The sequence below is a fragment of the Pedobacter sp. TM02 genome (assembly GCF_059705275.1).
This window is the reverse complement of the sequence record NZ_AP046530.1, coordinates 2,391,420-2,409,101: the sequence shown is the minus strand read 5'-3', so window position 1 is coordinate 2,409,101 and position 17,682 is coordinate 2,391,420. Positions and strand designations below refer to the sequence as shown.

General features: G+C 44.7%; 17 protein-coding genes. 9 read left to right on the top strand and 8 right to left on the bottom strand.

The window, feature by feature from the left end; translation table 11 throughout:
* Genes AC6H1S_RS10120 through AC6H1S_RS10110 form a run of 3 tightly spaced genes read right to left on the bottom strand, consistent with a single transcriptional unit; the run spans nt 1 to nt 2,245 of the window.
* Nucleotides 1–411, bottom strand: coding sequence for an acyl-CoA thioesterase (locus AC6H1S_RS10120; RefSeq protein ID WP_497563515.1), 411 nt, complete (start codon nt 409–411; stop codon nt 1–3).
* Nucleotides 411–1,466: an endolytic transglycosylase MltG gene (mltG, locus tag AC6H1S_RS10115; RefSeq protein ID WP_497563514.1), complete on the bottom strand. Its 1,056-nt coding sequence runs from the start codon at nt 1,464–1,466 to the stop codon at nt 411–413. The genes AC6H1S_RS10120 and mltG overlap by 1 nt, the downstream gene beginning before the upstream one ends.
* Before the next feature lie 5 nt (nt 1,467–1,471).
* The gene (locus AC6H1S_RS10110; protein ID WP_199141227.1) at nt 1,472–2,245 is read right to left on the bottom strand and encodes a PASTA domain-containing protein; all 774 of its coding nucleotides are present in this window, start codon (nt 2,243–2,245) and stop codon (nt 1,472–1,474) included.
* A 262-nt stretch (nt 2,246–2,507) separates the two neighbouring features.
* Between AC6H1S_RS10110 and AC6H1S_RS10105 the strand changes: the two genes are divergently transcribed.
* Nucleotides 2,508–3,491, top strand: coding sequence for a D-alanine--D-alanine ligase (locus tag AC6H1S_RS10105; protein ID WP_497563513.1), 984 nt, complete (start codon nt 2,508–2,510; stop codon nt 3,489–3,491).
* Between the two features lie 93 nt (nt 3,492–3,584).
* On the opposite strand, the gene AC6H1S_RS10100 is transcribed toward AC6H1S_RS10105, so the two are convergent.
* Nucleotides 3,585–5,006: an MATE family efflux transporter gene (locus tag AC6H1S_RS10100; RefSeq protein WP_497563512.1), complete on the bottom strand. Its 1,422-nt coding sequence runs from the start codon at nt 5,004–5,006 to the stop codon at nt 3,585–3,587.
* 298 nt (nt 5,007–5,304) lie between these two features.
* On the opposite strand from AC6H1S_RS10100, the gene AC6H1S_RS10095 reads away from it, so the two are divergent.
* Nucleotides 5,305–5,937, top strand: coding sequence for an ATP-binding cassette domain-containing protein (locus AC6H1S_RS10095; RefSeq protein ID WP_497563511.1), 633 nt, complete (start codon nt 5,305–5,307; stop codon nt 5,935–5,937).
* Nucleotides 5,931–7,025 (top strand): hypothetical protein, encoded by a 1,095-nt coding sequence (locus tag AC6H1S_RS10090; protein WP_497563510.1) that lies wholly within the window; start codon nt 5,931–5,933, stop codon nt 7,023–7,025. Before AC6H1S_RS10095 ends, AC6H1S_RS10090 begins: the two co-directional genes overlap by 7 nt.
* On the opposite strand, the gene AC6H1S_RS10085 is transcribed toward AC6H1S_RS10090, so the two are convergent.
* Nucleotides 7,022–7,441, bottom strand: a complete 420-nt coding sequence (locus AC6H1S_RS10085) for an acyl-CoA thioesterase (RefSeq protein ID WP_497563509.1) — start codon at nt 7,439–7,441, stop codon at nt 7,022–7,024. The genes AC6H1S_RS10090 and AC6H1S_RS10085 overlap by 4 nt on opposite strands.
* Before the next feature lie 131 nt (nt 7,442–7,572).
* Between AC6H1S_RS10085 and AC6H1S_RS10080 the strand changes: the two genes are divergently transcribed.
* Together AC6H1S_RS10080 and AC6H1S_RS10075 are read left to right on the top strand one after the other, a co-directional pair.
* Entirely contained in the window at nt 7,573–7,878 is a 306-nt protein-coding gene (locus tag AC6H1S_RS10080; protein WP_497563508.1) for an ArsR/SmtB family transcription factor, read from the top strand.
* Between the two features lie 25 nt (nt 7,879–7,903).
* Nucleotides 7,904–8,914 (top strand): LLM class flavin-dependent oxidoreductase, encoded by a 1,011-nt coding sequence (locus tag AC6H1S_RS10075; protein WP_497563507.1) that lies wholly within the window; start codon nt 7,904–7,906, stop codon nt 8,912–8,914.
* A 119-nt stretch (nt 8,915–9,033) separates the two neighbouring features.
* Here the strand turns inward: AC6H1S_RS10075 and AC6H1S_RS10070 are convergent, their stop codons facing one another.
* Nucleotides 9,034–9,435, bottom strand: a complete 402-nt coding sequence (locus AC6H1S_RS10070; protein ID WP_497563506.1) for an OsmC family protein — start codon at nt 9,433–9,435, stop codon at nt 9,034–9,036.
* A gap of 42 nt (nt 9,436–9,477) precedes the next feature.
* Here AC6H1S_RS10070 and AC6H1S_RS10065 point away from each other — a divergent pair, with 42 nt between their 5' ends.
* The 4 genes from AC6H1S_RS10065 (at nt 9,478) to AC6H1S_RS10050 (ending at nt 15,020) form a co-directional block, all read left to right on the top strand.
* Entirely contained in the window at nt 9,478–9,921 is a 444-nt protein-coding gene (locus AC6H1S_RS10065) for a PaaI family thioesterase (RefSeq protein ID WP_199141304.1), read from the top strand.
* Nucleotides 9,922–10,016: 95 nt separating this feature from the next.
* Nucleotides 10,017–10,274: a hypothetical protein gene (locus AC6H1S_RS10060; protein WP_233165964.1), complete on the top strand. Its 258-nt coding sequence runs from the start codon at nt 10,017–10,019 to the stop codon at nt 10,272–10,274.
* Nucleotides 10,275–10,390: 116 nt separating this feature from the next.
* On the top strand, nt 10,391–13,579 hold the full coding sequence (locus AC6H1S_RS10055; RefSeq protein ID WP_497563505.1) for a SusC/RagA family TonB-linked outer membrane protein: 3,189 nt from the start codon (nt 10,391–10,393) through the stop codon (nt 13,577–13,579).
* A gap of 10 nt (nt 13,580–13,589) precedes the next feature.
* Nucleotides 13,590–15,020 carry a SusD/RagB family nutrient-binding outer membrane lipoprotein gene (locus AC6H1S_RS10050; protein WP_497563504.1) on the top strand — a complete coding sequence of 477 codons (1,431 nt, stop codon included), beginning with the start codon at nt 13,590–13,592 and terminating at the stop codon, nt 15,018–15,020.
* Nucleotides 15,021–15,110: 90 nt separating this feature from the next.
* On the opposite strand, the gene AC6H1S_RS10045 is transcribed toward AC6H1S_RS10050, so the two are convergent.
* Nucleotides 15,111–16,391 carry a nucleoside recognition domain-containing protein gene (locus AC6H1S_RS10045; RefSeq protein ID WP_199141308.1) on the bottom strand — a complete coding sequence of 427 codons (1,281 nt, stop codon included), beginning with the start codon at nt 16,389–16,391 and terminating at the stop codon, nt 15,111–15,113.
* A 120-nt stretch (nt 16,392–16,511) separates the two neighbouring features.
* The gene (locus AC6H1S_RS10040; RefSeq protein WP_497563503.1) at nt 16,512–17,669 is read right to left on the bottom strand and encodes a M14 family zinc carboxypeptidase; all 1,158 of its coding nucleotides are present in this window, start codon (nt 17,667–17,669) and stop codon (nt 16,512–16,514) included.
* Between the last annotated feature and the right edge of the window lie 13 nt (nt 17,670–17,682).

Sequence of the window (17,682 nt, the reverse complement as noted above, 5' to 3'; positions counted from 1 at the left end):
CTAGGTAAAATATGGCCTTACGTTTTTCATGAAGCTTTCGGGTGGCGGGCAGGGCCTGCGCGTTTGCTTGTTCACAAAAACCAATAAGGTGCTGCCGGTATTGATCAGTTCATTGGCTTCATTATAAATCTCGTATTCAACATTCAATCTCACGGTTGGCAATGTCTTTACAATAGATTTGATGGTAAGCACCTGATTGTAAAGTGCCGGCTTGATAAATTTGGCATGCATCTCTGAAATCGGCAACATAACGCCATCAGCTTCCATCGATTCATAGCTCATGCCCGAGCAGGCCTCAAAACATTCGGTTCTGGCCAGCTCATAATACTGGGCATAATTGCCATGATGTACCACGCCCATTTGGTCGGTTTCGGCGTAACGGACCCTTACTTTGCTCTCGTATACGAACATTATTTGAAGATATTACGTTTGTTTAAAGCCTCTCTGTATTTCTTGGCATTGATTTCGTGCTGTGCCTGCGTTTCGGCAAAATTGTGGTAGCCGGAAAAGTCTTCTTTGGCGCACATGTAAATGTAGTTGTTCTTTTCTGGGTTCAAAACCGCATCAATCGCCTTAATACTAGGCATGGTGATGGGCCCAGGGGGCAGACCGGCATATTTGTAGGTATTGTATTTCGAATTTACCGCCAATAGCGCATTGGTTACCCTTTTTACCGTAAAATCGTCGTTGGCAAAAATTACCGTAGGGTCTGCCTGCAACAAAATGCCACGGTTTAAGCGGTTGAGGTACAAACCGGCAATTGTAGGCATTTCTTTGTCGTAAAGGGCTTCAGAATCTACAATAGAGGCCAAGATGGTAACCTGGATGGGGTTGAGGTTAAGGGCGGCTGCTTTGCGCTTGCGCTCGTCGTTCCAAAATTTGACATATTCCTTTTGCATTTTTTCAAAGAAATCCATCGGACTGATATTCCAATACAGCTCGTAAGTATTGGGAATGAACATGGTGTAGATGTTATCGCTATTGAAACCGTATTTTGCGATCAGATCGGCCGAATCGATAACCTTGATGAAAGCCAGGGAGTCGGACTCCATGTTTTTGGCCAGGTAGGCCGCGAAGTTTTCTTTTTTCCTGATGTTCTGGAATTTTAGTTTCACGGCATCTTGATTGCCCGCTTTGATTTTGTTGATCAACGTACGGTTATTCATGCCTTCTTTTACGGCATAGCGACCCGGTTTCAGGTTGTTGGCCAAATTCATCTTTTCGGCTGCGGTTTTAAATGAGCCGATGTTGTTCAACGCTTCTTTTTCTTCTAGTTCTTTGAGCAATTGGTCGAAAGAACTACCGGTTCTCACAAAAACATAGGCCGTTTTGCCGCTTACGTTTGGTGCAAAATAGGTAGAATACAGTTTGATGCCATAAAATCCGGCAATAAGCAATACAACTAGGGCAATGCCTAGTAAAATTTTGGTGTTCTTTTTCACTGGTTTTTTATTTTCGGTGCTCATTAGGCTTATTGTTTAGGTTTGTTAGATAGGATGATATTGATTGGCGTGCCGATTTTTACTTTGGTTAGGGTATCGGCCACCGCCGGATACTGGCTCACGATCACTGCATTTGCGGTATCGGTAATGGCACCTTCGTAGGTAATTGTTCCGAGGCTTAGCATGAGACCTTTGAGCGAGAAGCGCGCTTCGTCTATGGTAAGTCCGTTCAGGTTGGGCAGCTCGATGTCTTCATTGCCCCGGCCGTCGCCAAGGATCAGGCTTACCCTCGACCCGGTAGGCAGTATTTCTCCTGCCTTTATTGGCTGGCCCCCAAATAAGGCGCCGAGCACTACGTCTCTGGCAACGTCTGGTTTGTAGGTGGTGTCGCCCAGTTTTAAGCGATAGCTTTCTAAAATGGCCTGGGCCTCTCTCAACGATTTGGCTTCTATATCGGGAAATTTCACATTCGGAGCCTGCGAAGTATTAATGGTCAGGTAAATGGTTCTGTTGGCCTTTACAAAAGTGTTGGCATCAGGGTCTTGATCGGTTACAATGCCTGGGGGTTTGTCCATCATGTACACCGAATCGAGCTCGTAGCGCAGGCCTAGTTCTTCCAGTTTGCTAACCGCTTGTGCGACGGTAAGCCCCTTAACCTCCGGCACGTTCAAGCCTTCGCCATGCTTGGTGTAGAAACGCAGACTAAAAAAAGCGATCAGCAACAGGCCGACAACGGTACCAATGGCACCCAATAAATTATTCCTAAAAGATCTTGTTTTAAGGTACGCAGTAAAATTGCCCATTTATGTTGTTAAGTGATGGAATGTATAATGCCCAAATTTAGCTTAAAAAAATATTTTATCTCAATTAAAATCGAAACAGCCTAAAGTGAACGGACAATCCGTAAAATTAATTGTTCCATTACTAAACTGTTTTATATTTTTGGAGCAAATTCCAAGCCTAATTTTCAATTTGGCATGAATTTGTCATGATTTTGCCTGTTTCGGAAAATAAGATAAGAAATAAGGGCTGCTCCATGGCCATTGAAATACAAATGATAAACTGATGAAAAAAACGATCGCATTATTAACAGGAGGTACAACCGGCGAATGGGTGGTATCTGTGAAAAGCGCCGCTACCATAGCGCAAAACCTCGACCCTCAAAAATATGAGGTCTATAAAATAATGCTTTCCGAAAACGGGTGGTTCTACGAGCCTGCCGATTCCGTAAAAATTGAAGTCGACAAGAACGATTTCTCGCTGACTCTGAATGGCAGGAAAATAAAATTTGATGGGGTTTTTATCGCCATTCACGGTTCGCCGGGCGAGGACGGCAAGCTGCAGGGTTATTTCGACATGATTGGTTTGCCTTATACCACCTGCAATGCCCTTACTTCGGCCATTACCATGAACAAAGGCTATACCAAGGCTATTGTAAACGGCATCAGGCATTTGCACGTGGCCAAATCTGTACAGATTTTTAAAGATGGCGATTATAGCCTAGACGATATCAAAAAACAGCTTAAGCTGCCCTATTTTGTAAAGCCCAACAATGGCGGCAGCAGCATTGGCATGAGCAAGGTAAAACACGCCGATGATCTGGAAGAGGCCTTGGTGAAGGCATTTAAAGAAGACAGCCAAATCCTGATTGAAGAATTTGTGGAAGGCAGGGAATTTTCGGTAGGTGTTTTTCGAGCCAAAGGGAAAATAACCGTACTGCCTGCTACCGAGGTTATTCCGGCTAATGAGTTTTTCGATTTTGAAGCCAAATATACGCCAGGCGCCACCGAAGAAATTACGCCGGGCCGAATGACCGAAGAAGAGCAAAGCAGGGTAGAAGAAGTGGTAGCATCGGTTTACGAGCGGTTAAACTGTAGAGGCGTAGTTCGTATCGACTATTTCTTGGAGCACCAAACGGGTAATTTTTACTTCATCGAAATCAATACCATCCCGGGACAAACCGCTACCAGCTTTATTCCGCAACAAGTAGCGGCCATGGGCATGCAATTGAAAGATTTCTACACCCAAATTATCGAAGAGACGGTTTAAAACTGATTTAATCAAAAAGGCCTGGAAATTTTCCAGGCCTTTTTTAGCGAATGAATCGCTTTACGCCAAATGCCTAATCAAATTTCCGGCCTCCTAAACCATCGTTTTCTTCCATTTGCCACGCTTAAACAAGATAAAGGCGGCTATGGTGATGCCTACTTCGGCTACTGGGATGGCAATAAATACGCCTGTTGGGCCCATTTCGAGGTATTTTGCCAAAAAGAAGGCAAAAGGAATCTGGAACAGCCAAAAAGCTACCACATTGATTTTGGTTGGTGTCCAGGTATCGCCTGCACCGTTAAATGCACTGGTCAGCACCATGCCTACGCCATATAAAACAAAACCATAGCTTAAAATTCTTAAGGCTTCTGTAGTAACGCGTTTAACCTGCTCATCTATTGTAAAAAATGAAGCGAAGATCGATCCGCAGGTCAAGAAAAGCACCATAACTAAGCCCATAAAAACAACAATATATTTCATGGTTACAAATACCGAGCGCTCCGCGCGGTCTAAATGCCCGGCACCCATGTTTTGTCCAACCAAAGTGGCGGCTGCGTTGCTTAGTCCCCAGGCTGGTAGCATGAAGAACATCATGAGCCTTAGCGCGGTTTGATAGCCCGCCGAACCATGGTCGCCACCAGTTGTTGCTACCAATTCGGCCAGGAAGATCCAGCTGCAAGAGGCAATGACGAATTGTAAGATACCTGGTGCCGCAACTTTAATGATGGCGCGAATCTGTTCCCAATCGGGAGTAAAGTAGGCCAATTTTACTTTTAAGGCGCTGCTGCCGCGTGCCAGCCTGAATACCTGATAGGCTACGCCCAAACCACGCCCAATTGCAGTAGCCATGGCGGCGCCGGTTAAGCCAAATGCGGGAATTGGTCCCCAGCCCCTGATCAGAAGCGGACAAAGCAAAATATTGGCCGCGTTGGCAATCATTAAGCTCTGCATGGCGATAGAAGCATTGCCTGCACCTCTAAAAATGCCATTAATTAGAAACAGGAGCATGATAACGGTGCTGCTGCCCATCATAATGCGAACAAAGGTTATCCCCTGTTGGGCAGTCGCATCGCTGGCCCCCATGAGCAATAGGATTTCTTTGGCAAAGATGAAGCCCAACACGCTGATGATTACATTGACCAGCATGGCAATAATGATAGTTTGCATACCGGCTTTGGCGGCTGCGGCCGGATTTTTCTCGCCGATGCGCCTAGCCACTACTGCAGTAGCGGCCATGCTCATGCCTATGGCCAAAGAATAAATAATGGTCAACACCGACTCGGTTAAGCCTACCGTTTGAATGGCATTGCTGCTATTGGGCAAATGCCCCACAAAGTAAAGGTCGACCAAGGCAAATACCGATTCCATCATCATCTCGAGCATCATCGGAATGGCCAACAACACAATGGCCTTGCGTATGCTGATGCTTGTATAATCGGTTTCCTTGCCAATAATGGCCTGCCATAAAATGGTTAAAAAATTAGAAAAACCACTAGTCTTAGTAGATTCTGACATAAAATATGAAGTGAAAATGTAAGTGTAAAACCATGAAGCACAAAAAGATGTGCCTAGTTAATAGATTTGCCGAGAAATAGAGTCCTTGCTTGTAAAGCTAACGGGTGCGGACTACGGAAGCTATCATGGTTCTGTAGGTTTATGGAACAAAAATAGAAAAAAAACAGAACTTGCAAATAAAATTAGCAAAATCAAAGGATTAAGTTTGCGTAAAGCCAGGCCGAAGTTAAGTTTGTGCTTCTCAACCTGGTTTTTGTAACAATTTTTGGTTTCTGCCATCAAATTTTAAAATTAAACCTTGACTAAGCTCGTACTTCAGCACATCCGAAAGCCATATGGGAGCCATGTGGTACTTCAGTTTGATCATTGGGAAATCGATAAGGGTGTTTATTGGCTTAAAGGTGGAAACGGAACTGGAAAAACGACGCTTTTTAGGGTTATTACCGGTCAAACTCCTTTTAGTGGAACGGTAAAGCTGAACAATATCGATTTACGGCAAGATCCGGTTGCTTTCCGCTCGCAAATCAGTTATGCCGAAGCAGAGCCCCAATATCCCTTGTTTATTACCGGAAAGGAGCTATTGGACTTTTATTGCGAAACCAGAAAGGGTACCCAGGCTGAGGCCATAGAACTGGCCAAGCTTTTCGAACTGGAAATCTTTCTGCTACAACCAATAGGAGGCTATTCGAGTGGCATGCTTAAAAAACTCTCCCTGGTTTGTGCCTTTATTGGCGATGTTGATTTTTACATCCTCGACGAGCCTTTGATTACCATAGATGTGGCCTCGGCGCATAAGCTCTACGAACTGATCAAAACCAAAGTGGCTCAAGGCAAGAGCTTTTTGCTTTCGTCGCATCAGCAAATCGATCCCGAAAAATTGAGCCCAGATGGAGTTTTCGAAATCCGAGGCAAACAAATCGTGGCATGCTAAAACTTCTGTACAAAACCATAGGCCGTGCTTTTTACCAGCAACATGCCGGACTTTTTTTGGTCGTTTTTTACCTGTTGTTTGGTGCTGTTGAAGGTTCACAACTGATTAGCTACCATAAGGCCTTATTGCTGGCCTTTTGTACCTCGCCATTGGCTTTGTTGCTGTTACTGGGCATCTGGATTTTATATGCGCTTAAATGTGAGTTTTTTGTAAAGCAAAAGCTTAAACAGGAAAACTTTCTATTTGCAAACAACCTGACCGTATTGCCTAAAAACAATCAGATTTGGGTTTGGCTAAAAATGTATGTCTTGTTGCTTTTGCCTATTTTAGGCTATGCTTTGCTCTTGTTACTGATGGCGTTAAGCCATGGCCATTACTTAACGTTTATGGCTGTTGCGCTATTCTTGCCATTGCTGTTGCTGCTCCTTGCTCTTTCCGCTTTTAACCACCATAATTATGCTTTTAGGATAACCAAAAGGTGGGTAAAGTTGCCCATGCTTAAGATTAAAAGGCCTTTTTGGACCTGGCCGTTGTTTTACCTGCTTAACGAACAACGCCTCATGCTGGTTTTGTGCAAAGTGGTATCGTTTGTGTTTTTAAAAGGCATGCTGTGGATGTTTGCCGATGTAGGTCCAGATAGCCGCGTTTACCTTACTGCTGCTATGACGGTGGTACTGAGTCATTCGGTGGTATTGCTCAATTTGGTGAAATTTGAAGCCAATTACCTTTCTTTTGCCAAAGGATTGCCTATTAGTGCCTTTAGCAAGCTGGGGCAGTGGCTTGGCGTGGTGTGTTTGCTGTTATCGCCCGAAATGATCTTGTTTGTTTGGCTAGTTAAGTTCGATTGGGCACAGTGTTTTGCCATTCTGTTTTACCTTTTGAGTGCCATGCTCTGCCTGCTTGCCTTGGTTTATTGGCTCAAGGCAAATATGGACAATTACCTCAAATGCTTGCTGTTTTTCTTTTTTGTCAGCATGTGGATGATACTGGCGGGCCAATTCCTGGTTTTCAGCCTATTGTTGTTGGGTTTGGGCAATTGGGGTTTGGTATGGAAATATAACAGGACAGATCTGCGCGAAATAGCTTAAATACTATAGGTAGCGATCATTTCTTCGTTTACCTTGCACGAGCGTTGAGTAGTCAAATCGATCATTACGTAATCGAAAACGCCATCTGAAGCTATCTTGCCCGTTTTTTGGTTAACGATTTCGAACTGTACGCTGCAGCCTTTTTCGTTGATTTCGAGAATTCCGGTTCTGATCAGCATTTTATCGCCCATCACCAATGGACGCTTAAAGGCGATATTTACGTTGCTTACGACCCAGCCATAACCTTGCTCGGCAAATTTCTCCCAACTCATGCCATAAAAACGGTCCATCTGTTCGTAACGAGCCGCCAATACGTAATCGAGGTATTTGCTGTTGTGCACGTGGTTAAACATGTCAATGTCGTCTGGACGAACGCTAAGCTCGCTTTCGAAGATGCTGTATTGGTTTTTTTCCATCCCTGCAAAAATAAGTTAAAGGTATTGATATTTAAACTTTGGTTTTGCGTTTAAGGCCTATATTGATCAGATTCCTGTCATCTAATCAGGTTAAATAGAAATATCGAGAAAACCCGATATATATTTGTGCCATGGATCAGGTAGAGATATTCAAAGCCCTTGCTAACAAAGCCCGTTTACAGATATTGAACTGGCTCAAAGAACCCGAAAAGCATTTTCCCGACTACAAGGCCTCTTGTGGCGACAACAGCGTTGGTGTTTGCGTGGGCCATATTCAGCGTAAAAGCGGTTTGACCCAATCTACCGTTTCCGAATATTTGGCCGTATTGCAAAGGGCTGGATTGGTTAATGCTACTCGCATAGGCCAGTGGACCTATTATCAAAGAAATGAAATTGCCATTAAGGCCTTGGGCCAGTTGATTGCAACATCACTTTAATGTGTTGTGATTTAAATAAACGAATATGAGTACAAGAGAATTAGCAAAGCTTCCTTTTTCGGTTTTGGATTTAGCGACGGTTGTAGAAGGCAAAACCATAGCCGATACTTTTAAAAATAGCGTTGAACTGGCGCAACATACAGAAAAACTAGGCTATCTGCGTTATTGGCTAGCCGAACACCATAACATGATCAGTGTGGCCAGCTCGGCAACATCGGTATTGATCGGACATATTGCTGACCATACCCGTACAATTAGGGTAGGTTCGGGAGGGATCATGCTGCCCAACCATTCGCCATTGATTGTGGCCGAACAGTTTGGAACGCTGGCTACGCTTTATCCCGGACGGATAGATTTGGGATTGGGTAGGGCTCCCGGTACAGATCAGCTGACTTCGATGGAAATTAGGGGCGAACGTTTTGCGGCACCACATCATTTTCCGCAAGACGTGATGAAGCTGCAAAGATATCTTTCGAGCACCAATAGCAATAGCAAAGTACGCGCCATACCTGGCGAGGGCACAGAAGTGCCGATTTGGATTTTGGGCTCGAGTACCGAAAGTGCACATTTGGCTGCTTCTTATGGCTTGCCATATGCCTTTGCCAGTCATTTTGCACCCACTTATTTTTTGGAGGCGCTACAGCTTTACAAACAGAATTTCCGTCCTTCGGCTGTGCTTAAAGAGCCTTATGTGATTTCCTGCGTGAATGTAATTGCAGCGCCAACCGATGAAGAAGCCGAATATTTATCTACCTCGTTAAAGCAACTTTTCATGGGCATTGTAACCGGAAAACGCAGGTTGTTACAGCCTCCGGTAGCCACTATGGACGACATCTGGGATCCGATGGAAGAACAGGCCGTAAACCAGATGTTGGCAGTCGCTTTTATCGGAGGACCAGCAACTTTGGCTACGCAAATGCGATCGTTTTTGGCCCAGACCCAAATTGACGAAGTGATGGTAACCTCGCATATCTACGATCATGAGGCAAGGTTAAGGTCGTATCAGTTGTTTGCCGAGGTGCTTAAGAAAGGCTAGATCGATAGTCTGTATAGTCGATTGTTGGTTGGTTGGCCGTTGGTGAAGAACACCAATGGCTGCTTTGTCAGTTTGGCGCGAGAACTTTGCAACATTCAACTTTACAGCCTACAAAATTTTTAACTGGTTAAGATTCGGATAGGATTGCTTAACAGCTTATGGATGGGGCATTTGTCGGCAATTTGCATCAGGCGTTCCCTTTGCTCATGCGTTAAGGCGCCTGTAAATTCTATTTTTCGGCTAATGGTGGTTTCTTGGCTCATCTGCTCTTCCTTGCAAATGGCCAGGTCTACTTTAATGGCTTCCAAAGGAAATTCCTTACGGTCGGCATACATTCTGATGGTAATGGCTGTACAGCTACCCAAACTAGCCAAAAGCAGGGCGCCCGGTTGCATGCCCTCATCGGTGCCGCCCAGTTCGGCTGGTTCGTCGGCGTAGATCAGGTGTCCGTTAGCAAATACCTTTGTTTTATATTTTGATCGGTCTAATTCGGTGATGGCTGTAATTTGCGCGCTGCTCATATTTGTAGTTTAATGCCTAAATTTACCGTAAACATAGCATAAATGGAAAAACAAAGTGAAGCACAGCAACGATTATTGATATTTCAGTCGTTTACCGGAAAAGAAATCAGCCAGTCTCCCTCTCATTTTATGAACTGGCTCAAGCCCACCTTAATCAGCGCCGAAAAAGGCAGCCTGCATTGCAGCTATGTGGTAAGAAAGGAAATGACTAATCCCTACGGTATTTTGCATGGCGGTATTACAGCAGGCATCATCGACGATTTAATCGGTGCTACGGTATACATTTTAGGCCTCAATGATCGTTATACTACTGTTAACAACAGCATCGATTATTTTGCCCCCGCTAGTGAAGGCGATACCGTGACCGCCAAAACAGCCATCGTGAAACAGGGCAGGTCCATTATCAATCTGCAGTGCGAAATATGGCTGCCTGCTAAAAACCGCCTTATGGCCAAAGGTTATTCCAATATGCTAAATATTGGTTAAGCGAATGTAAATCAGTTTTTTAGCGTAGATTTAACTTTGGCTAAACATTTAGGTCGTAGATTTGTTGTACAGTTATCCCTAAACTAAATATAGCCATGTTGAACGATTATTTAAACCTCCAGTTTGATGTTAAAGGCAAGACCTTTAAAGGCTTTTGCATGAGAATCCACGACGATTTTCATTTAACCTATGCCGTTATTCTTGAAGATTGCCATTCGTTCTGCGTTTGGCTCGACAATAAAACTTCGAAATGGTATTCTTCTAAATTCACTAACCTCGACCAGAGTATTTTAGATCAAATCATCAATAAGATCGACGTGAAGGAAGAAACCAGCCATTTGAGCTTTTCTTAAGCTCAAAACTATGGCTATTATTTGGATTTGTTTTGATTCTCAATAGGCCTGTTGCTTGAGGTTAAGTTAACGGAATTTCTTAATTTCCTTACAACTTAAACTTTAATTAACAGACTATGAACAGAAAATCTATTCTTTTTCTCATTGGATTTTTGCTGTTCGCTTTGGTAAGCTATGCCCAAAAAATCGTAAAGGGCAAAGTAACCGATAGCGAAGGAGGCACTCCAATTCCCGGGGTAAGCGTGCTGGTAAAAGGCACGGCCACCGGCGTAACTACCCAGCCCGATGGCGGCTTCGTGGTTAATGTACCCGCCGGGGGTACGACCTTGATTTTTAAATACCTCGGCTTCGAAACACAGGAAATTGTTATTGGCAACCGCACCGAAATTAATGTGGCAATGGTGGGCAGTGCCCAAACCCTCGAAGGTGTGGTTGTAACTGCCCTGGGCATTAAGCGCAGCGAAAAATCGGTAGGTTACGCCACGCAACAGGTAAAAGGCGATAACCTGACCATGACCAAGGAACAGAACGTAATTGGCTCGCTGGCCGGAAAGGTAGCCGGCGTGCAAGTGACAGGTTCGTCGGGCGCCAATATGGGCGGTACGCAAAAAATCAAGATCAGGAGCGTAAATTCTATTACTGGTGGCGGCCAGGCATTGATGGTGGTTGATGGTACGCCGATTGCCCAGAGCAATTTTGGAGGCGATGCCAACGGCGTTGATTATGGCAACGTTTCGCAAGACATTAATCCAGAGGATATCGACAATATCAGTATCCTCAAAGGCCCTGCGGCCGCGGCACTGTATGGAATCAGAGGCCAATACGGTGTGATTTTAATTACCACCAAAAAAGGAGCCAAGGGAGCCAAAAAGGTGAGTATCAGTGTTAATTCTGCTTTTACGGTTGATAAAGTCGCCAATTTTCTTCCCCTTCAAAATGTTTACGGCGTAGGTAATAACCAAACCTTCCAAACGCTGTCGAACGGCCAGAAATATGTAAACGGAAACGACGAAAGCTGGGGACCAAAAATGGACGGCACACCGGTGCGCATGTTCTTTAGTTTCTATCCGCAAGATCCGGAATTTGGCCAGCTCATGCCTTTTGTGCCACAACCCAACAACATCAAGGACTTTTATGAAACCGGGCAGAACATCAACAATGGCATTTCGGTTACCGGTGGCAACGAAAACATGAATTACAGGCTGAGCTATAACAACGCCTATACCAACGGAGTAATTCCGAATACCTGGCTGAAGCGAAATAATTTGAGCCTGAGTTCGTCCCTCAATGTTACGGACAAATTTAGCGTAGGCGCCAATGTCAATTATGCCAACAACAAGGGCCAACGTCCTACACAAGGCTACCAGGGCTCGTTTACGGGGGCTACGCAATGGTTTCAGCGTAATATCGACATCAACAGGCTGCGCAACTACAAATATGCCGATGGTACCATTTTAAACTGGAACGTTAACCCGAATACAACTACAGGTATTATTACCAACAACAGGCCAAGCGATTGGAACAACCCATTTTTTGATGCTTATGAAGTATTGAACAACGACGACCGCGACCGTTTGTTCGGCGACGTTAATGCTTCGTATCAGGTTTTGCCAGAATTGAAACTGAGCGGTTTTGTGCGTTCGGATATGTATACGCAAAATATCACACACAAAGAGGCCTTGGGAGGCAGGTTGGTTGATGGTTATCAGGTAGGCAAATACCAGAACACCGAAAACAACTATGAGTTTTTGGCGCAGTACAACAAAAACATCGATGATTTTTCGATGAATGTAAATTTGGGTGCGAACTTGTATACCCTTAAATATTCGCAACAGTACCAAGCTACAGTAGGTGGCTTGTCGAGCCCGGGATTTTACTCGGCAGCGGCCTCTGTCGATCGTCCGGTAAGCACCTCATTTATCAGGCAGAAACAGGTAAGAAGTGTGTATGCCATGGGATCTTTTGGCTACAAAGACACTTATTTTATCGATGCCTCTATTCGTAACGATATTTCTTCGGCATTGCCCGACAACAACAATTCGTATTGGTACCCATCGGTATCTGGAAGTTTTGTATTTAGCGAATTGGCCAAATGGAAGCCATTGAGCTTTGGTAAGCTTAGGGCCAGCTATGCTATTGCAGGGTCAGACCTCAGTCCTTATCAAACCATATTTACCTACAGTCCAGGAGCCAATTATCCTTCTACTTCAGGTTCGATCAATACGCTATTTGTTCCCGATAAGCTTAAAAACCCTTTAATCAAGCCCTCTTTTGCCAATTCTTTTGAAGTGGGTTTAGACCTCAAGTTTTTCAGCAACCGCTTAGGAATGGAGTTTACTTATTACAACCAGGCCAACAAAAACCAGATTATCGACCTGTCTGTTTCTGGAGCTAGTGGTTTCGATCAAACCGTGGTTAATGCGGGCTTGATCAGGAACAAAGGTATTGAGCTTTCGTTGAACGGACGCCCGATACAATCGAAGTTCTTTGCCTGGGAAACCAGCATCAACCTGGCTCGAAACAAGAACAAAATTGAAGAGCTTTATCCAGGAATTAATGTATTGCAGAATGATTTGGCTACTTATTCGAGCCAAACCATTTACCTCAATTCGACCGTGGGCAGGTCTTTTGGCAATTTGGTTGGGCCGGGTTATAAAATCGATCCGGGAACCGGAAAAGTGCTTTTGGGTACCGATAACATGCCTTTGTTTGATACGGCGAAGGATTTTGGTAGCGTAATCCCTGATTTTACCGGCGGTTTTCAGAATACCTTTAAGATCTGGAGGTTTGATTTGGGCGCCATGATCGATTTCCAAAAAGGCGGACAGTTTTTCAGCTGGTCTAAAATGCTTTCGGCCAAATCGGGCCAGGCTTTTGAAACCGCGGCGCTTAACGATAAAGGCTTTAACGTTCGCGATGCCATTGCTGCCGGAGGCGGCGTAAAAATAAATGGTATTTCGCAGGCAACCGGACAGGAAGTAACGGCTTATGTGGATGCCAGAACCTATTTCAGAACCAATTTGGGCACGCGTATTTACGACGAATGGATTTATAGCGCTTCTTACATCAAGCTGCGCGAAATAAGCGTAGGCTATAATTTCGAACCGCAACTGTTGGCCAAAACACCTTTTAAAACAGCTAAAATTTCTTTCATTGCACGTAATCCGGTTATGATTTGGCAAAAGGCGCCAAAGGGAGTTGATCCGTCCGAATTATCGTCGGGTAGTGCATCCATTAGCTGGATTGAAAAGGGAGAACTACAAACCGTACGTTCTTTCGGTGTTAACCTTAACCTTACCTTCTAATTTTAAGTTTATGAAAAATAGCTATAAATCAATTTGCAGCGGCTTGTTAATGGCCTTAGCGCTGAGCAGCTGCGAAAAATTTGATAAATCCATCAATACCGATCCCAATAGCCCAACCAAGGCATCGGGAACACAGCTGATTGCCAATGCAGAGCTTTACCTGCCCGGCCTCAGCTCGTCGCCTTACGGCGTACATTATCCGCAGTACCTTTCCAATACTTCGTTTACCGACAACAGCAGGTACGTAACGGTTAATTTTAATTTTTCTGGCCTATATACCGGTCCGCTGATGAATCTGGAAAATGTAATCAACAATACTACCTTAGATGCCAACGAAGGCCCAGTAGTGAACCAGATAGCGGTGGCCAAAATTCTAAAAGCCTATTTTTTCTGGCACATGACCGATAGGTGGGGCGATTTGCCTTATTCGGAAGCTTTAAAGGGAGATGCCAATTTCACGCCTAAATACGATAAGCAGCAAATCATTTACAGCCGTATGTTTACCTTATTGGACGAAGCCAATGCTGCCATTGTAGCCGGAGGCAATATCAAAAACGATATCGTCTATGGTGGCGATGTTGGCAAATGGAAAAGATTGGGCAATACCATCCATGCCTTGATGGCGCTGCGCCTGAGCAAGGTAGACCCTGCAACGGGAGCCACAGAATTTAACAAGGCAGTAACCAATGGTATGATGACGGCCAATACCGATAACCTTGCTTATCCGCATTTGGCCGACCAGAATAACGAAAATTATTGGTACAACCAGTTTACACGCTTGGGCCGGAATTGGTACGCGGTAAGTAAACCGCTGGTAGATTATATGTTGGCTGTAAACGATCCGCGTTTGCCGGTATTTGCCAATAAAAACAGCGCCGGAAACTATGTAGGGCTTGATTATGGCTTGCCGGGCTCGGTAACCGTGGTTATTAACAACTATTCGTTACTGGGCAGCAATTTGCGTTTACAGAATTCGCCCGTGACGTTGGTTACCTATGCGCAGTCGCTGTTTGCCTTGGCAGAAGCGGCCAAAATTGGCTGGATTACCGGAAGCGATGTAACGGCCAAAGCCAATTACGATAAAGCCATCGAGTTTTCTATCCGCCAGTGGAACAACAACGATATCAGTGTCCTGCCTGCCTATATGGCCAATGCCGAGGTAGCTTATACACCAGCAGATGCCTTGCGCAAAATAGGCAACCAGCGTTGGGTACATCTGTTCTTACATGGCTACGAAGGCTGGGCCGAATGGAGGAGAACTGGTTTTCCGAACTTTTTGGCACCAGCACCCAACAACAACGGCATACAGATCCCAAGGAGGGAGGGCTATCCAACGCAAGAAAGATCGATCAATACAGCAAGTTATAATAATGCGGTAAGTGGCTTTCCTTATGGCGGTGCCGACGACCTGAATGCAAGGGTATGGTGGGATAAACCCTAACGAAGAATAAAGACCATAGTCTATAAGTCTTATGCTAATTAAAAAAGCCGTTCTCGACCAAGAACGGCTTTTTTTAGGATTGATATTTAATTACTTGAAATTCCCGAAGAAAAGATAAGCTAGTCCTATTGCAGTACAAACGCCAACCAAATCGGCCAACAACATGGCACCAACTGCGTAACGGGTATTTTTGATGCTCACCGAGCCAAAGTAAACCGCTATGACATAGAAAGTAGTGTCAGAAGCGCCCTGAAAAACGCCGGAAAGCTTGCTGGCAAAAGAATCGGCGCCATAGGCCGTCATTGTGTCTACCATCATGCCCCGGGCAGCACCACCACTCAAAGGCCTGATCAAAGCTGTAGGCAAGGCGTTTACAAAGCGGGTATCAGCACCCACCCAAACAAAAAATTGGGTAATACCATTCATAATTACATCAAACGTGCCACTGGTTCTCAGCATACTTACAGCAACCAATATGCCCACCAGGTAAGGAACGATTTTAATGGCAGTGTCAAAACCATTTTTGGCACCTTCGATGAAAGCATCGAAAATGTCGATTTTTTTATAAACACCACCAAGTACAATCAGCAAGAATATGAGCAAAATCATGCCATTGCTCAATATGCCCGAAAATGATTTGATGCCGGTCGAATCCAGCGAAGCTACGTACAATACCAACGCGGCAATGATAACCGACAAGCCTAATACCCAGGCAATAATGGCCGGTTGCAGCAAATTGATTTTCTGTTTAAAGGAAACAATGAGCATGGCAGCCATAGTGCCTATAAAGGTTACAATGAGGCAGGGAATGAAGATATCGGTTGGATCACTGGCATTTTGCGATGCCCGTATGGCGATAACGCTTACCGGAATTAGGTTTAAACCGGCGGCATGCAAACACAAAAACATGATTTGCGAATTGCTTGCCACATCTTTATTCGGGTTAAGTTCTTGCAGACTGGCCATGGCTTTTAGGCCGAAAGGTGTAGCGGCGTTGTCCAAGCCCAGCAAATTGGCCGAAAAATTCATGATCATGTGCCCCATAGAAGGATGGTCTTTCGGAATTTCTGGAAAAAGCTTCGAAAAGAATGGTGCCACAATCCTCGATAACAACCTGATGCCTCCTGCTTTCTCGGCAATGCTCATAAAGCCGATAAAAAGGGCAAGCACGCCAATCAGCTTTAAACAGAGCTCTACGGCAGTCCAACAAGTTGGAATGATGCCATCAACTTTGGTCAGGTTGGTCGGGTCGTCGGCTTTGCCGGTTACCATCCAGCTGAATATTTCGGTTTGTCCAAAAAAGAAACACTTGATGCAAGCCACCACAATGGCAACAATGATAAATCCCGACCAAATTCTGCTTAATGCCATTAATCTGTTTGTTTAGTTTGTTATGGTTTAGCCATTTTGATAAACGGCGTGGTTAAATTTAGATACTTTACCGAAATATCTGAAATAAATACGCAAATCGCACAAAAGTGGTACAAATAACTAGGCTTGTTGAATTTTTCCGTCAGTAAAAGCTAAGATCAAGGTCGAATTTTCGAACAATTGAAACGAAGCATTTTCGTATAAACGCACATCGCCCCGTAACTGTAGGTTAGGCTGGTTAAACACGGTATAGGCATCGCAGTAGCTTAAATCGCCAATGTCTTGGATGCTGTAGGTTTTCACAGTGCTTTGGCCATCACTTGCCGGGCATTCGTCGTAATTAATGCCTATGCTCACTTCAATTCCATCGAGTATCAGTCCATGGATGAGGATATGAAAAATCTGCTTGTTGTTTTTGGGGATGGCAAAATAGTTGTCGAGCGCCTGTTTTTGATAATCGCCACTGGCTATGGCCGATAAACCGGCGAGGATGGCCCCGAAATAGAATTTCCGGATTTCCTGTTTTTCGAAATCGTCTTTATAACCTCCTGCTTCTATCAAAATGGTTGAGGTACCTAGTTTTTGGAAGTTATCGCCAAAAGCACGGGGTTCAAACTCATCATCAAACAGGCCAATATGCCGAGGCACAATTTGATCCAGGTGTTTGTACATTTCGGCAATCACCAGCATGGCGTTTTTCCGGGTTTCGTCAATGCTCAGTTCTTGATCAAAAGCGGGTGCCAAAAAAGAGAGGGTTGCAGGCTTGAGGCTGCCGCTTACGCTCCACAGCGTGAGCTGATCGTGCAGGTTAAAGCCAAAATGGGGTTGGATTGTAGCCTGGCAGGTTTTCAGGATTTTGGCTTCGGCGGTAGCTTCTTTTAAAAAATCGCGGTTAATGTCTATCTGCTGCGCATTTCTTCTGGTAAAGGCTGCTGCGCCATCGGGATTAACCATGGGGATGATGTGCAGTTGGCAATTTTCAGCAATCTGTTGTACAACAGGATTATCGCTTTGCAGGAAATTAAACAAATCGAACAAAGCCATGGTACCCGTAGCCTCGTCGCCGTGCATTTGGCTCCACAACATGACCTTAATCGGCCCATGCCCCCAAGTAATTTGGTTAATGCTTCGGCCCTTCACCGAAAGGCCAATTTGCTTTTGTTCAAACTGTTTGGGCAACTGTGCAAGCAATCGGCTCACATCGCCATGCTTGAAGAAGCGGTTTGACAATTCTTTTTCTTTAAACTGATCGAAATTTTGGAGGATTGGTGCTATCATGGTCGTTCAATCA

What these genes read in the sequence shown, in the direction of transcription:
- AC6H1S_RS10070 (WP_497563506.1), bottom strand. Translation starts at nt 9,435, where the DNA reads ATGAGCAGCGCGCAAATTACAGCCATCACCGAATTAGACCGATCAAAA.
- mltG (WP_497563514.1), bottom strand. Translation starts at nt 1,466, where the DNA reads ATGAGCACCGAAAATAAAAAACCAGTGAAAAAGAACACCAAAATTTTA.
- AC6H1S_RS10075 (WP_497563507.1), top strand. Translation starts at nt 7,904, where the DNA reads ATGAGTACAAGAGAATTAGCAAAGCTTCCTTTTTCGGTTTTGGATTTA.
- AC6H1S_RS10100 (WP_497563512.1), bottom strand. Translation starts at nt 5,006, where the DNA reads ATGTCAGAATCTACTAAGACTAGTGGTTTTTCTAATTTTTTAACCATT.
- AC6H1S_RS10050 (WP_497563504.1), top strand. Translation starts at nt 13,590, where the DNA reads ATGAAAAATAGCTATAAATCAATTTGCAGCGGCTTGTTAATGGCCTTA.
- AC6H1S_RS10055 (WP_497563505.1), top strand. Translation starts at nt 10,391, where the DNA reads ATGAACAGAAAATCTATTCTTTTTCTCATTGGATTTTTGCTGTTCGCT.
- AC6H1S_RS10105 (WP_497563513.1), top strand. Translation starts at nt 2,508, where the DNA reads ATGAAAAAAACGATCGCATTATTAACAGGAGGTACAACCGGCGAATGG.
- AC6H1S_RS10080 (WP_497563508.1), top strand. Translation starts at nt 7,573, where the DNA reads ATGGATCAGGTAGAGATATTCAAAGCCCTTGCTAACAAAGCCCGTTTA.
- AC6H1S_RS10065 (WP_199141304.1), top strand. Translation starts at nt 9,478, where the DNA reads ATGGAAAAACAAAGTGAAGCACAGCAACGATTATTGATATTTCAGTCG.
- AC6H1S_RS10090 (WP_497563510.1), top strand. Translation starts at nt 5,931, where the DNA reads ATGCTAAAACTTCTGTACAAAACCATAGGCCGTGCTTTTTACCAGCAA.
- AC6H1S_RS10120 (WP_497563515.1), bottom strand. Translation starts at nt 411, where the DNA reads ATGTTCGTATACGAGAGCAAAGTAAGGGTCCGTTACGCCGAAACCGAC.
- AC6H1S_RS10040 (WP_497563503.1), bottom strand. Translation starts at nt 17,669, where the DNA reads ATGATAGCACCAATCCTCCAAAATTTCGATCAGTTTAAAGAAAAAGAA.
- AC6H1S_RS10085 (WP_497563509.1), bottom strand. Translation starts at nt 7,441, where the DNA reads ATGGAAAAAAACCAATACAGCATCTTCGAAAGCGAGCTTAGCGTTCGT.
- AC6H1S_RS10060 (WP_233165964.1), top strand. Translation starts at nt 10,017, where the DNA reads ATGTTGAACGATTATTTAAACCTCCAGTTTGATGTTAAAGGCAAGACC.
- AC6H1S_RS10045 (WP_199141308.1), bottom strand. Translation starts at nt 16,391, where the DNA reads ATGGCATTAAGCAGAATTTGGTCGGGATTTATCATTGTTGCCATTGTG.
- AC6H1S_RS10110 (WP_199141227.1), bottom strand. Translation starts at nt 2,245, where the DNA reads ATGGGCAATTTTACTGCGTACCTTAAAACAAGATCTTTTAGGAATAAT.